Source organism: Kitasatospora sp. NPDC098652, from assembly GCF_044760155.1.
Classification (GTDB): Bacteria; Actinomycetota; Actinomycetes; order Streptomycetales; family Streptomycetaceae; genus Kitasatospora.
The window spans coordinates 1-13,630 of record NZ_JBIWAQ010000008.1 but is presented as its reverse complement, the minus strand read 5'-3'; the positions used below and the strand labels follow the sequence as shown (position 1 = coordinate 13,630).

The 13,630-nt window shown below is 73.7% G+C and carries 10 protein-coding genes; 1 reads left to right on the top strand and 9 read right to left on the bottom strand.

Annotation, left to right across the window (positions count from 1 at the left end):
* Positions 1 to 2: 2 nt before the first annotated feature.
* From ACIQWA_RS19030 to ACIQWA_RS18995, 8 genes are all read right to left on the bottom strand, one after another.
* Positions 3 to 1,169: an acyl-protein synthase gene (locus ACIQWA_RS19030; protein ID WP_360240150.1), complete on the bottom strand. Its 1,167-nt coding sequence runs from the start codon at positions 1,167 to 1,169 to the stop codon at positions 3 to 5.
* Between the two features lie 71 nt (positions 1,170 to 1,240).
* Entirely contained in the window at positions 1,241 to 2,386 is a 1,146-nt protein-coding gene (locus ACIQWA_RS19025) for a GNAT family N-acetyltransferase (protein WP_402483888.1), read from the bottom strand.
* On the bottom strand, positions 2,383 to 3,837 hold the full coding sequence (locus ACIQWA_RS19020) for an MFS transporter (RefSeq protein ID WP_402483886.1): 1,455 nt from the start codon (positions 3,835 to 3,837) through the stop codon (positions 2,383 to 2,385). The genes ACIQWA_RS19025 and ACIQWA_RS19020 overlap by 4 nt, the downstream gene beginning before the upstream one ends.
* Positions 3,834 to 5,096 carry a phenylacetate--CoA ligase family protein gene (locus tag ACIQWA_RS19015; protein ID WP_402483884.1) on the bottom strand — a complete coding sequence of 421 codons (1,263 nt, stop codon included), beginning with the start codon at positions 5,094 to 5,096 and terminating at the stop codon, positions 3,834 to 3,836. Before ACIQWA_RS19015 ends, ACIQWA_RS19020 begins: the two co-directional genes overlap by 4 nt.
* A 572-nt stretch (positions 5,097 to 5,668) precedes the next feature.
* The gene (locus ACIQWA_RS19010) at positions 5,669 to 6,832 is read right to left on the bottom strand and encodes an alpha-hydroxy-acid oxidizing protein (protein ID WP_402483882.1); all 1,164 of its coding nucleotides are present in this window, start codon (positions 6,830 to 6,832) and stop codon (positions 5,669 to 5,671) included.
* A 277-nt stretch (positions 6,833 to 7,109) separates the two neighbouring features.
* Positions 7,110 to 9,302 carry a trehalose-6-phosphate synthase gene (locus ACIQWA_RS19005; RefSeq protein WP_402483880.1) on the bottom strand — a complete coding sequence of 731 codons (2,193 nt, stop codon included), beginning with the start codon at positions 9,300 to 9,302 and terminating at the stop codon, positions 7,110 to 7,112.
* A 40-nt stretch (positions 9,303 to 9,342) separates the two neighbouring features.
* The gene (locus ACIQWA_RS19000; RefSeq protein WP_402483879.1) at positions 9,343 to 10,320 is read right to left on the bottom strand and encodes a carbohydrate kinase family protein; all 978 of its coding nucleotides are present in this window, start codon (positions 10,318 to 10,320) and stop codon (positions 9,343 to 9,345) included.
* 75 nt (positions 10,321 to 10,395) lie between these two features.
* Positions 10,396 to 11,523, bottom strand: coding sequence for an NADH:flavin oxidoreductase (locus tag ACIQWA_RS18995; RefSeq protein ID WP_402483877.1), 1,128 nt, complete (start codon positions 11,521 to 11,523; stop codon positions 10,396 to 10,398).
* A gap of 219 nt (positions 11,524 to 11,742) precedes the next feature.
* Here ACIQWA_RS18995 and ACIQWA_RS18990 point away from each other — a divergent pair, with 219 nt between their 5' ends.
* The gene (locus ACIQWA_RS18990; protein ID WP_402483875.1) at positions 11,743 to 12,369 is read left to right on the top strand and encodes a hypothetical protein; all 627 of its coding nucleotides are present in this window, start codon (positions 11,743 to 11,745) and stop codon (positions 12,367 to 12,369) included.
* A gap of 34 nt (positions 12,370 to 12,403) precedes the next feature.
* Here the strand turns inward: ACIQWA_RS18990 and ACIQWA_RS18985 are convergent, their stop codons facing one another.
* Positions 12,404 to 13,162, bottom strand: coding sequence for a G1 family glutamic endopeptidase (locus ACIQWA_RS18985; protein ID WP_402483873.1), 759 nt, complete (start codon positions 13,160 to 13,162; stop codon positions 12,404 to 12,406).
* Between the last annotated feature and the right edge of the window lie 468 nt (positions 13,163 to 13,630).

Sequence of the window (13,630 nt, the reverse complement as noted above, 5' to 3'; positions counted from 1 at the left end):
GGTCACGACATCCCCTTCAGGAGTTCGGCGGCGGCCGCCGCGCAGTTGCGGTTCCGGCTGACCCCGGCGCGGCCGTGGATGGTGAACCACGGGGTGGGCAGCGGGCAGGGGCACTCCTGCCCGGGGTGCAGCGAGGCGAGGTCGCCCATGACGACGCTCTGCGCCGGCACCGAGGTGATGTACGGGGAGACGAGGTGGAGGAAGCCGCGTTCGCCGTACGGCAGCGGCTCCAGGGTGCGGGTGTCGCGCACCGCCGCCCGCGACCAGACCGGGACGTGCAGCCGGTGGTGCCCGCACTCGATGTACGGCACGCAGTGCTCGACCGAGCCGAAGGTGTCGCGGATGCGGTCCGAGGGAATGCCCAGCTGCTCCGTGACCCCGGCGTAGAACTGCTCCTTGCCGATCTGCCGGTCGGTGTGCCCCTTCCAGCCGCCGCCGAGCAGGACCAGGGAGTCGGCCGGGAGTCGCAGCGGCGGGAGGCCGAGGGCGCGCATGCGCTCCAGGGTGAAGTGCAGGAAGGAGGGGAAGCCCAGGATCCGTACCGGCAGGCCCTCCTCGGCATAGCGTTGCAGGGCCTCGATGCAGCCGTGGACGTCGAACTCGTGGCCGCTGCCGGTGTGCCGCAGCGCGTGGGTGGTGTGGTTCGCCGGGGCGAAGTCGCAGAGGTAGTTGTCGGTGAACGAGGTGCCGAGTTTCAGCTGCGGGGCCGGCTCGTAGCTGTACAGCAGGTAGTTGACCGGCTGGTCGGGGGTGATCCAGCCGTAGTGGTCGAAGATGCGGGCCACCATGCGCTGCGCGGAGCGGATCGTCCAGGTGTCGAAGAACATCTGCGACTTCTGGCCGGTGGTGCCGGAGGAGGTGAGGTGGAGGAACACCTCCTCCCGGGGGATGGAGAGCACCTCGTGCCGCTTGAAGAAGTTGGCGTGCACCAGGGGCGTGCGGATCCCCTCGCCGACGGTCGGTGCCGGGGTCTCCGCAGGGCCGTCCAGCAGTGAGCGGAGGAACGGCGAGCGCTCGGCGTGCCACGCGTGGGACTCGGCCATGGCGGCGGCGAACAGGGCGTCGGTCTCCGGCCCGGCCGCGTACGGGGCGGCCAGGTCGCAGAGCCGCTGGACGTGCGGGAGCGCGGCCGGGTCGGGCACCGCGACCGGCGCGAGATGGGCGTTCACGGGTTGGTCGGCCGTGTGGTCGGTCAGGTGGTCGGTGAGGTGGTCAGTGAGGTGGTCGGCCAGGTGGTCAGTCATCGTGAGACCTCGGGAATGGGTAGGTAGGTCGACGTCCAGGCGGTCAGGTAGGCCAGCAGGTACGGCTGGAGCGGACTGCTGACGGCCGCCGCCCGGAAGTCGATCTGACGGCTGGTGCGGGAGAGCACCACGTAGTCGTGGAACCGGTCGCCGATCCGGCGCATCGCCGGGTAGACGGCGCTCGGGATGAACCCGGCGGCCAGGAAGGCGTCGAGCCCGGCGGTGTCGGCCAGCGGCAGCAGCGTCTCGACGTAGTCGGCGCCGGCCCGGGTGACGGCGGCCATCAGCGGCTCCAGCGCCCCGGTGACGGCCGCCGGGGACGGGTGCACAGCGATCAGCGAGCAGCTCGCCGCGGCCCGGTCCAGGTCGGCGTACGCCTCGAACGCGCCGTCCGGCGGGGTGAGTACGGCGTTCGGGACGTGCAGCGGGAAGAAGCGCTCCCCCGGATCGGGGAAGAGTTCGAGGAAGCGGCGGCGGACGAAGCCGGGTGCGGTGATCAGCTCCATCGGCGCCGTGACGGGCGCGGCCCGCCCGGCGGCCGGGGCGGGGGCGTCCGTCGGGCGGGGGCGGCCGTAGTCGACGCCGGTGCTCTGCCGGGCCGCCTCCAGCAGCGGGACCAGGGCCTGCGGCACCGCGCCGACGCTCTCCCGGCGGGCCAGGACGCCGTCGGCGTGCCGGGCGAACAGGGCGAGGCTCTCGCACCCGGCCACCTCGACGGCGTTGGGCATCAGGCCGAGGGCCTGGAAGCCGTTGCGGGCGAAGACCTGCTGGGGGCCGGGGGTGACCACGCGGACGGTCGCGTAGACCGAGTCCAGCGTGCCGGCGGCGAAGGCGTCCGTGCAGACGGAGGCGGTCAGCCGGGCGGCGAGGCCCCCGCCGCGCTGCTCCGGGTGGACCGCCAGGCCCACCAGCTTGCCGATCCGGCTGCCGGGGTCGGTCTGCACCGCCACCGAACCCGCCAGGCGGCCCGCGCCCTCGGGGCGGGCGGTCAGCCAGTGGGTGTGCGGGTCGTCGATCAGGCGGCGCATCTCGGCGGGGTCGCTGCCGAGCGCGACCGGGTAGCCGTGGCCGTAGACGTCGAAGTAGAGCTGCCGCAGCTGGGCGACGTCCTGCGGTACCGCCGGGGCGATCGTCACGGTCATCGCGGATCCCCGTTCGGCTGCGCGGCGGTGGCGGTGGTCGGCGAGATGGCGGTGGCCGGGGCCGGGGCCGGTTCGCGTCGGCCGGTCCACCACAGCGCGGCGGCGACCGGCAGCACGCCGACGGCCTGGACCAGGCACAGGGTCCGCGCCGGGAGGTGGTCGCCGAGCAGGCCGAACGCCAGCGAGGACACCGGGAAGGTCGCCCCGAGCAGCGCCTGCATGACGGCGAAGAAACCGGGCCGGTCCTCGGCCGGCACCAGCCGCTGGAACAGCGCCACGAACCGTACGCCGATCACGCCGACGCACCAGCCGGCGACCGCCATCGCCCCGACGGCCGGAGCCTGCCCCACGGCCAGGCCGGGCAGACCGAGCGCGGCGGCCATCAGGCCCAGACAGCCGGCGCCGATCGCGGTCGGCGAGCCCGGGAGCCGGCCGCCCGTGAAGGAGCCCACCAGGGTGCCGACGCCGAGGGCCGCCTCCAGGGCGGCGACGGTCGAGCCGTCGGCGTGCAGCACCGTCCGGGTGTACAGCGGCATGACCACGAACACCGCCGTGGTGAACACGTTCGCGGCGGTGAAGCAGAGGAGCACCCGGCGGATGAACGGGAGTTCGGCCAGGATGCGGCGCAGCGGACGCCGCGCGGTGGGCGACGGGCCGTCCTCGCCCGGGGCTTCCGGCGCGGTGGCGGGCGGGGCGGCGGGGAAGCGGGTCGCGCCGACCAGCGCGGCCGCCAGCAGGTAGGCCCCGGCGCACCCGGCGACGATGCCGGGCAGGCCCGCGCCGTCGACCACCAGCGGGCCCAACAGCCCGCCGGCGAGGCCGGCCAGCGACTGGGTGGCGAGCTCGAAGCCGGTCGCGGCCTCGATGTCGGCGTCCCGGACCAGCTCGGGGACGGACGTGGTCAGGCAGGGGTCGAAGACCGCCTGACAGCCCGCCAGCAGCAGTGCGGCACCGTACATGACCGCCATCGGCGGTGTCGCGGTGTACGTCCAGCAGGCCGTGCCGAGCGCGACCAGGGCGGCGACGGCCGCCGAGGCGGCCAGCACCGTGCGGTGCGGGCGGCGGGCGATGAGCGCGGCCACCAGCGGGGCCAGCGCCACCGCGGGCAGGGTGCTGACGGCGAGGAAGGCGCCCGAGGCGAGGCCCCGGTCCGGGCCTGCGGCGTAGCCGATCAGCCACCACACCGCACCGACCTGGAACATCCGTCCGGCGGCCTGGGTGAGGACCTGCGCGCCCCAGACGGCGGCGAAGCGCCGGTTGCGCAGGACGAGCGGCAGGCGGCGGGCGGCTGCGTCGGCCAGGTCGGCTGCGCCGGCCAGGTCGGCTTCGTCAGTCGCCTCGACCGCCTCGACCGCCTCGACCGCCTGAGCCGCCTCGACCGACTCGACCGACTGAGCCGTCTCGACCGCTTCGACCGTCCGGGCGGCCCGGGAAGCCCGGCCCCCCGTCATGAGTGCGGCCGTTCGTCGAGGACGCGGATCAGCTTGCCGGTCCGCGGGTTGACGGCGAGTTCGTGCGGACGCACCCACGTGACGGACAGCGCGTGGACGTACCCGGCGGCGACCGCCTCCGGGTACAGCGGCCGCGCCGTGTGGACGGCGGTCGTGACGGCGGCGGCCAGTTCGGGGAGCCCGGTGGGGTCCCCGTCGCAGGCCAGCCGCAGGACCAGCCCGTCCCGGCCGTCCCAGCGGCGCACCACCAACTGCACGCCGATCACCCGGCCGGCCGGGTCGGCGGCCCGGACGAGGTCGAGCACGTCCTGGGTGTACAGCGACACCGGCCCCACCCGTACGCCCTCCTGGGCCCGGCCGAGGATGCGGAACTGCCCGGTGGCGACGTCGGTCCACTCCGCGCGGTCCCCGACGGGGTAGCGCAGTACGGGCATCAGCCGTCGCCGCAGGTCGGTCACCACGACCCGGCCGGGTACGCCCTCGGTGTCGATCGGCTCGCCGGTGTGGTCGTCGAGGATCTCCACCACCGTCTCCGGGGTGAACGCCCGGTGCACCCGGGTGTCCGGCCCCGGTACCGGGCGGCCGAGCAGTCCGGCATCGACGGCGGCGTAACCGATCGACGAGACGCGGGCGTTGGGGAACACCTTGTGCAGCAGCGGCTGCTGGTCCTGGTACAGGCCCTCGCCACCGAACAACAGCAGTTCCACGGAGGGGAGTTCGCGACCGGAGGCCAGGAGGTGGTCGGCCAGTGCGCACAGCGTGGTCGGGGTGCCGGCCACCACCTCGACCTGGAACTGCTCCAGGGTCTGCGCGGTCGACTCCAGGGGCGCCGCCCCGCCGATCGGCAGCCGGACGTTGCCGACGGGCGAGCGGTGCAGCGAGTCGAGGATGAAGGTGTAACTGGCGTACAGGTCACCCGCGTAGAAGAGGTCGGCGACCCGGTGCCCCGGTCGCAGTCCGGCGTCGACCAGCCCGGCACCGAAGGAAGTGGTGAACTCCCGCCACTCCTCCCGGCTGTAGAACGAGAACTTCGGCGAACCGGTGGTGCCACCGCTCTTGAAGACGACCGCCTCCTCCAGCGGACCGGTCAGCAGCCGGTTGTCGCGGGGCGTGTTGGCCTGCCAGAACTCGGCCTGCGGGACGACCGGGAGGTCGGTCAGCAGCGTGGCCGAGTCGGGCAGACCGGCGTACAACTCGGCGTAGAAGGGGGAGTTGTGGCGGGCGAAGCGTATGAGTTCCGCTATCGGTTGAACGGGCATCAATTCCTGCTTTTGGGCGTGCGAGGGCGGAGCGAGGTCGTGAGGTGCACGACTTCGCCCTACGGGTCGGAGGCGATCTTTGAGCCGGCGGTCGGTGGAATTCGATTCCGGTGCGACTCGGCGGGCAACGGGTTCGGGAAACGGACCGGGCGTGCGCACTGAGGTTCAGCGGTGCGCGGATGGTTCGTCAGCTGATGCGAGATCGGGGTCTGTGGGGTCACCCGCTCGCAGAAAGAAAGGCTATCACTCGGATATGCCTTCGGAACCCTGGTTGGGCTGCCGTCAGATGGTATGGATACGACCTGAGGCTTCATTGCCGCCGTGTTGCGGCGGCATGACCAGCGGAGGGTGAGGTGGATCTCCCGGAAACCGGATCGGGTGGGTGTTCCGCGCCCTCGTCGGCCGTATCCGCAATTCAGTTAGTTGAATTGATGACATTTCATGTTCGGGTTGTCTGATTACGGCTCGGATGTCGGAATTGCCACGCCGCTTCCCAGGGGGGTGCGGCCGGCCGCGGCCCGCTCGGCGAGCCGCGCCGCATCCGTCACACAGGAGGAGGACGGCTACCTGTGTCAGAGCCGTACCAGCGCCTCCGGGGTCAGGTCGGCCAGTGCGGGGTAGCCGTCGACGGCCATGAGCAGGTCGGCCTCGGCGAGCAGGGAGCGCAGGACGTGGACGATGCCGTCGGTGCCCTCCAGCGCCAGCCCGTAGGCGTACGGGCGGCCGATGCCGACCGCCGTGGCGCCGAGGGCGAGCGCCTTGATCACGTCGGTGCCGGTGCGCACCCCGGAGTCGAACAGGACGGGCAGGCCGTCGGCGGCCGCCACGACCCCGGGGAGGGCGTCGAGTGCGGGCAGGCCGCCGTTGGCCTGTCGGCCGCCGTGGTTGGAACAGTAGATGCCGTCGACCCCGCCGTCCCTGGCCCGGCGGACGTCCTCCGGGTGGCAGAGGCCCTTGAGGATGATCGGCAGGTCGGTGAGCGAGCGCAGCCAGGGCAGGTCGTCCCAGGTCAGCGGGTTGCCGAAGATCCGGATCCACTCCAGGACGGCCGCGCCCGGATCCTCCTCCGGGGCCTTGGCGAGGCGGGCGCGGAACACCGGGTCCGAGGTGTAGTTCGCGAGGCAGTGGCCGCGCAGCTGGGGGAAGTTGGAGGCGGCCAGGTCGCGCGGGCGCCAGCCGGTGACCCAGGTGTCCAGGGTGACGACGATGCCCTTGAACCCGGCGGCCTCGGCGCGGTGGACCAGGCTGGCGGCGAGGTCGCGGTCGGTGGGGGTGTAGAGCTGGAAGAAGCCCGGGGTGTCGCCGAATTCGGCCGCGACCTGCTCCAGCGGGTCGACGGTGAGGGTGGAGGCGACCATCGGCACGCCGGTCCGGGCGGCGGCCCGGGCGGTGGCGAGATCCCCGTGGCCGTCCTGCGCGCACAGGCCGATCACCCCGACCGGCGCCATGAACAGGGGCGAGGGCAACCGCAGCCCGAAGAGGTCCACGGACAGGTCCCGCTCCTTCGCGCCGACCATCATCCGCGGGTAGAGCCCCCAGCGCCCGAAGGCGGCGACGTTCGCCAGCTGGGTGGACTCGTCCCCGGCCCCGCCCGCGACGTACGAGACCACCGACGGCGGCAACGCGGCCTGCGCCCGCGCCTCCAACTCCGCGAAGGCCATCGGCATCGTCGGCAGCACACCGCCGAGCCCGTTGAGGTAGATCTCGTTCTGGTAGTCACCGAAATGCTGCGCCATGGTTCGCGGGGCCTTCCTGTCGGTGTCGGGACGGCGGTGGCCGGGTGGTCGGGTCGCCGGGTCGGCGCTCGTAGTGCTGCTGGCACTCGATCACGCCCCGCGATCCGTGTCGCGAAGGTACCCCGGCCGTACCGTCCGTGGGGCGAGTGGTGGCGGCGGGCGTACGTCGTCCTGGCCGGAGCGGCCGGAGCGGCCGGAGCGGCCGGGCGGGACGGCGGGATCCGCTTCCAGCCGTGACCCCCGGCCCGGCAGCTCCCGGGCCGGGGCTCACGGCGCGTCACACGGCCGGGCTCCGGTGGACGCCGCTCCGGATGGCGCGCAGGATCTCGTGGGCCCAGTCGGCGGGACGGCTGTTCCCGAGGAGGGCGGAGAGCCGGGCCATCCGGGCGCGGCGCTCGGCCGGGGCGAGGTCGAGGGCGTGGGCGAGCACGGCGGTGAGGTCCTCGGGGGAGTGCGGATCGGTGAGCAGGGCGGCCTCGCCGAGTTCGGCCGCGGCGCCGGTGTGGCGGGACAGAACGAGGACCCCAGGGTCGGCCCGGTGCTCGGGGTGCTCGGGGAGCGCGGCGCGGGCGGCGACGAACTCCTTGGCGGTGAGGTTCATGCCGTCCTGGAGGGAGGTGATCCAGAGGACGTCCGCGCTGAGGTACTGGTCGATCACCTCGGTGGTGGACAGGCGCCGCGGCAGGTAGTCGACCGGTTGCCAGGCCCCGTACCGCCAGCGGGAGTTGGTCTCGGCGATGCGTCGCTCCAGGTGCCGGCGGGTGCTCTCGTACGCGGTGATCCCGGGCTCGGGCGGCGGGCAGACGAGGCGGAAGGCGAGCCGGCCGCGCAGGTCGGGGCGGCGGGCGAGCAGGCGGTCGACGGCGTCGACCTTCTGGACCGGGGCCTTGGCGTAGTCGAGGCGTTCGACGGAGAGCACCACGCGCTGGGTGCCCGGGCGGCGGTGCGGGGCGCGCAGGCGGGCGAGCCGCTCGACGGCCGGCCGGTCGATGCCCAGCGGGTGGACGGTGGTGCGCGGCGGGTCAGGGAAGCCGGCGAGGGTCCGGCGGAACCGGTCGGCGAAGGCCTCGGTGTGGAAGCCGGCCCAGTCGAGGCAGGCGAGCGAGGAGCGCAGTTCGGCGGCGACGGGGAGGCCGGCGAAGGTCTCCGGGGCCGGGAACGGGGTGTGGTGGAAGAGCCCCGTTCTCAGGTCGGGGCGGGACCGGCGGAGCAGGCCCGGGACGAGCCAGAGGTTGTAGTCGTGCAGCCAGACGGTGGCGCCGGGGGCGGCCTGGGCGCTGATGTGCCGGGCGAAGCGGGCGTTGACGGTGCGGTAGTCGGCCCAGGAGCGTTCGTCGAAGACGGCCCGGTCGGGTTCGGACATCAGGACCGGCCAGAGCGTCTCCTTGCAGGCGCGGTGGAAGTAGCCGCTCCAGGTGGCCGGGTCGACGGGGACGGCGGCCAGGGGCGGGGCGGAGGCCGGGGGCGGGAGCGGCGCCTGCCGGTCACGGCCGGTGCGGGCGGCGACCCAGACGCCGGGCAGGTCGTCGGCGAAGGCGCTGCTCAGGGTGGGCAGGATGCCGTTGGGGCTGCTGGGCGGCTGCCAGCTCTCGCCGTTCCAGTGCAGCGGCGGACGGTGGTATGCGACCACCAGGGAGTGCCGGCCGACGGGTGTTTCGGCACCGGCGTCGGCGTCGGCACCGGGCTCGGCCTCGGCGGCGGACTCGTGGCCGGACTTGTGGCCGGGCCCGTCGTCGGACTCGTGGTCGGCGGTGCGGGAGGTCCAGCCGAGCGTGCGGAGCGCCGCGTGGATGCCCGCCGCACCGGGCCGGCCCGGGCGCTGGACCAGCGGGTTCCCGGCGAGCGCGGTGAGCAGGGCGGGTTCGGCCCCGTCGACGACCACCGCGTGGGTGCCGGCGCGGAACAGCGAGAGGTCGTTGAGGGAGTCGCCGGCGACCAGGATCCCGTCGGACTCCCAGCCCAGCTTCGCGGCCAGGGCCCGCAGGGCGTTGCCCTTGGAGGCGTTGGGCGGCAGGACGTCGAAGTAGCGGTCCGCCGAGTACTCCCAGGTGCAGCCGAGGGCCTCGACGGCCGCGGTCAGTTCCGCGGTGAGCCCGTCCGGGGGGAGGTGGTAGGAGCATCGCCCGTTCTGGTGGACGCCGTGCTGGTAGGCGAGTGCGGGGAAGCGGAGCAGCGCGGCGCGGATCCGGTCCGGGCCCGGCCAGCCGGCCCGCAGCTGTTCCTGGACGGGGTCGACGGGGGTGAGGTCGGTGCCGTCCAGGACGGTGGCGCCGACGTCGGCGATGATCCACCGGGGGTGCGGGACGAGCGGGTCGCGGAGCACTTCGCGGATCGAGGCCAGGCCGCGTCCGGTGGCGAAGACCGTGACCACCTCGGGGTGGCGGGCCAGGGCGTCCCGTAATCGACGCCGGTCGTCCGGGGTGCCGCCGAGCAGGGTGCCGTCCAGATCGGTGACCAGAATCCTCGACATCCGACGGACGCTAACACGATCACGCCGGGTGGTGAAGTGTTCATCTCATGCTGCTACGAGCGGAGTTCGGCGGAGCGAGCGGCCGCGTGCGCTGGCCGAGGAGCCGATCGAGCTCCTCGGCGCGCAGGGCCGAGCCGGAGCCGGGGCCGGTGGTCGCCGCGGCCCCGCACAGCGACGCGGCGGCGAGGCAGTCGGGCAGGTCCCAGCCGCCGAGGAGCCCGTGCACCAGGCCCGCGTTGAAGCAGTCGCCCGCCGCCGTCGGGTCGACGGCGGCGGCCCCGGTGGCGGTCCGGGCGGCCGGGACGTCGTGGCGCTCGCCCGCCCGGACGGCCGTGGCACCCTGCGCGCCCCGGGTGACCACCACGGTGGGCACCAGGCGGCCGAGGAGGTCGACCGCCTCGTCCAGGCCGCCGGCACCGGTCAGGCGCAGGGCCTCACCGTCGTTCGGGGTGAGGACGTCGACCAGGGCGAGGACGGTGCGGACGGCCGGGTCGTCGAGGCTCGCGGGCGTGTCGTGGCAGTCCATCACCACCAGCGTGCCCAGCTCCCGCGCGGCCCGGCACGCCGCCACGGTCCCGTCGTCCCAGCGCAGTTGGGGCAGCAGCAGGACCTTCGGACGGAACCGCCGCAGCAGCGGGACGAGCGGAGCCGGGTCGACCCGGTCCTGGAAGCTGACCATCGCGCGGTCGCCCTCGGTCGCCAGGGCGACGGTCAGGCTGCGCACCGGGAACGGGTGCCGCCGGAACGCGGCCCCGTCCAGGCCCTCCCGCCGGGCGCAGGCCAGGACGTGGGCGCTGAACGGGTCCGTGCCGAAGTCCGCGCTCCACACCACCCGCCGGCCGAGCCGGTGCAGTGCCATCGCCGGGGTGTACGCGCCGCCCGGCACCAGGCCGAAGCCGTCCGCGAACACCTCCGTGCCCGGCCGCACCGGCCGGTCCAGGCCGTGGAACACCAGATCGGTGAAGTACGGCCCCGCAACCAGGACTTCGCACGGAGGTAAGGACCCGTTCGTCTCCATCCGGCGAGCATACGGCGCGGGCCGCGCACCGGTGGCGGGATCGGCCGATCCCGCCACCGGTGCCACCGCTGCCGGTCAGCTCAGGGTGCGGACGGCGGCGGCGTCGTAGGGGCGGAGCTCGGAGAAGCGTCCGTCGAGGACCTTGGCGGCCCACTCCGGGTCCTGGAGCAGGGCGCGGCCGACGGCGACGAGGTCGAACTCGTCGCGCTCCAGGCGGTCGAGGAGGTTGTCGATGCTCCGGGTGTCGGAGCCCTCGCCGGCGAAGGAGGCGATGACGTCGCCGGCCAGGCCGACGGAGCCCACGGTGATGGTGGGGCGGCCGGTGAGCTTCCTGGTCCAGCCGGCCAGGTTGAGGTCGGAGCCGTCGAACTCGGGGACCCAGTAGCGGCGGGTCGAGGCGTGGAAGGCGTCCACACCGGCCTCGGCGAGCGGGGCCAGGATCGACTCCAGCTCCTGCGGGGTCTCGGCGAGCCGGGCGTCGTAGTTGTCCGACTTCCACTGCGAGTAGCGGAAGATCACCGGGAACTCGGGGGAGACGGCGGCGCGCACGGCCGCGACGAGTTCGGCGGTGAACTTCGTCCGGGCGACCGCGTCCCCGCCGTAGGCGTCGGTGCGGCGGTTGGTGCCGGCCCACAGGAACTGGTCGAGGAGGTAACCGTGGGCGCCGTGCAGCTCGACGCCGTCGAAGCCGATCCGCTCGGCGGCCGCGGCGGCCTCGGCGAAGGCGCCTATGACGGCGTCCAGGTCGGTCCGGGTCATCGCCCGGCCGGTGCCCTCGGTGCCGTCGAGCCGGATGCCGGACGGGCCGACGGCCGGGGCGTCGGCGACCGGCGGGTCGCCCTGCTTGCGCACCATCCCGATGTGCCAGAGCTGCGGCACGATGGTGCCGCCCGCCGCGTGGACGTCCGCGGCCACGCGGGCCCACCCGGCGAGCTGCTCCTCGCCGTGGAAGCGCGGAATGCTGTCGCTCTGCCCGGCGGACTCGTGGTTGACGTACGTGCCCTCGGTGACGATCAGGCCGACGCCCGCGGCGGCCCGGCGGGCGTAGTAGGAGCTCACATTTTCGCCGGGCACGCCGCCCGGGGAGAACTGGCGCGTCATCGGCGCCATGACGATGCGGTTGGGCACGGTCAGCCCGTTGATCGTGACGGGCCGGGAGAGGATCTCGGCCGCGCGGGAGGAGGACGGCTCGGTGACGGTCATGGGGGCTTCCTCGCGGGTAGCGGTGGGGTGCGCTGGGGCAGCGGTGATCGCCGGTGCCAACCACCGCGGCGGCCTCCGCATTTCACCGACGGGCCGGAACCCGGCGTGATCCACGCCACTGTGCGGCGGGGGAGGCGCGGGGCGGCACGGGGAGGCGCGGGGCGGACCCGTTCACGAGGTGGCTGGGCGCGGGGCCGCGTTGTGGGGGACCATGCGGGCATGGACGGTGAGACGGTGGCACGGACCCCTCGCTCCCTGCACGCGGTGGCCGAGCTGGTACTGGCCGGACCGCAGTACCGGGCGAGCGGGACGATCCGGTTGCGGGCCTGCCCGGGCGGGTTCGGGACCGTGGCCGAGCCGTGGTTGCGGGTGGTGGGCGCGGAGCTGGTGGGGCGCGGGCGGGCGGTCTCGCTCGAACGGACCAGCTGCGTCGCGCTCGGCGCGGCCCTCGGGCTCGGCGTCGGCGCTCCGGAGGGGGTGTACCGGGACGGTCCGGGCGTCGCCGCCGACCGGCCGATCGAGGTGGACCCGGCCGCGGCCCGGTGGCTCGCGCACTGCTTCGCGCTCGGCGAGGCGGCGCTGCGGGGGCTGTTCCCCGAGGCGGAGCCGGTCATCCGGCCCGAGCACTTCGACATCGGGGTGACCGTCGGCGCGGTGAACTACGGGCTCTCGCCCGGGGACGCGTTCCTCGCGGAGCCGTACGCCTATGTCGGCCCGCACGAGCTGCGGCAGGGGGAGTTCTGGAACGCGCCGTTCGGCGCCGCCCGTCCGGTCCGCGAGCTCGGCGGCGCCGGCGGGCTGATGGCCTTCCTGGAGCAGGGGCGCCGGCTGACGGGCGACGCCTGACGGCCGTGGACGTCAGGCGTCGCCGGGGGACCGGTCAGCTGTGGTGCCAGGTCACCGAGAAGTCGGTGCCGGCGTTGATCCCGGAGGTAGTCGCCTTGGTGACGCCGTCCTTCGTGGCCATGTCGATGACCGACGGGTTCGAGGCGTCCAGGTTCTTGCCGTTCACCCTGGCGTTGGTGAACCCGATCGTGCCGAAGTCGGCGAGCGGTAGGACGCCGGTGAGGCTCGACGGGGCCTCGGCGATCACCTCGGCGGAGGCCAGGGTGGCGCTCTTCAGCGTCTTCGCGATGCTGTGGCTCCAGCCGAGCGTGGTGTTGCGGAGGGTCAGGGTGAAGGAGCCGCTGCCGTTGGTGGTGACGCTCGCGGTGAAGTGGTCGCCGGGGCGGACGGCGTTGCCGAAGTTCGTCGGGTAGGCCGGGTACATCTCGTACCAGGAGGAGTACACCGGCTTACCGCGCGAACAGTCGGCCTCGGTGCCGATCTGTTCGACCGTCTCGCTGCCGTCGCCGTCGAGGCCCACCCAGAAGGCGGACCAGGCGTCGACGTTGGTGCAGGAGACGGCCGGCTGGATCCACTCGGCGCTGACGCTGGTGAACTTCCCGCCGGTCGCCGCGTAGCCGGACCAGTTGCTGCTGGTGCCGTACCGCAGGGCACTGTCGTGGTGGTGCCCGGCGATCGGGGCCCGGACGGTGGCCTGGGTGGCGGCCTGGGCGGGGAGGGCTGGAGCAGCGGTGGAGAGCAGCGCCAGCAGGGTGGTCGCGGCGTGGAGGGCATGCCGACGGGCTTTGGACATGGCTGGTCCCTGGGGGTGGGGAGGAGGGTACGGAGTTGACCAAGCGTCGACAAAGCTAGTGGCCGCACTCCGGCCTGGGCGGGCAAGGAGTGACGGCGCATCCCGGAATCCCCTGGTCGGCCCAGCGCGGGCGGACGGCCCGGGCCTGACGAGCCGAGTTTGTCCCCGGGGTCTGACGAGGGGTACTGTCTCCCAGTCGCTCGGCAGGGAGCACCGGACACGCATCGGCGCGGACGGTCCCGGGGCGGCCAATCTCTTGAAACACCACGTCAGGTCCGCGCCTGCCGTTTCGCTGCATTGCGTCTCGGGCCGGTGCTTATGTGGCATGTGCGTTTTATCGGATTGCGGCTGGATTCGCTTTTCGGAGCGGGGCTCGGCTAGAGTTTGAAACGTCGGACGGGGCGTCAAGCCGCAGAAGACACCGGCGAGTTGGATGACGAAGCCCCGGAAAACGGAGCGGAAAACATC

What these genes read in the sequence shown, in the direction of transcription:
- ACIQWA_RS19025 (WP_402483888.1), bottom strand. Translation starts at nt 2,386, where the DNA reads ATGACCGTGACGATCGCCCCGGCGGTACCGCAGGACGTCGCCCAGCTG.
- ACIQWA_RS19005 (WP_402483880.1), bottom strand. Translation starts at nt 9,302, where the DNA reads ATGTCGAGGATTCTGGTCACCGATCTGGACGGCACCCTGCTCGGCGGC.
- ACIQWA_RS18985 (WP_402483873.1), bottom strand. Translation starts at nt 13,162, where the DNA reads ATGTCCAAAGCCCGTCGGCATGCCCTCCACGCCGCGACCACCCTGCTG.
- ACIQWA_RS19010 (WP_402483882.1), bottom strand. Translation starts at nt 6,832, where the DNA reads ATGGCGCAGCATTTCGGTGACTACCAGAACGAGATCTACCTCAACGGG.
- ACIQWA_RS18995 (WP_402483877.1), bottom strand. Translation starts at nt 11,523, where the DNA reads ATGACCGTCACCGAGCCGTCCTCCTCCCGCGCGGCCGAGATCCTCTCC.
- ACIQWA_RS18990 (WP_402483875.1), top strand. Translation starts at nt 11,743, where the DNA reads ATGGACGGTGAGACGGTGGCACGGACCCCTCGCTCCCTGCACGCGGTG.
- ACIQWA_RS19015 (WP_402483884.1), bottom strand. Translation starts at nt 5,096, where the DNA reads ATGCCCGTTCAACCGATAGCGGAACTCATACGCTTCGCCCGCCACAAC.
- ACIQWA_RS19000 (WP_402483879.1), bottom strand. Translation starts at nt 10,320, where the DNA reads ATGGAGACGAACGGGTCCTTACCTCCGTGCGAAGTCCTGGTTGCGGGG.
- ACIQWA_RS19020 (WP_402483886.1), bottom strand. Translation starts at nt 3,837, where the DNA reads ATGACGGGGGGCCGGGCTTCCCGGGCCGCCCGGACGGTCGAAGCGGTC.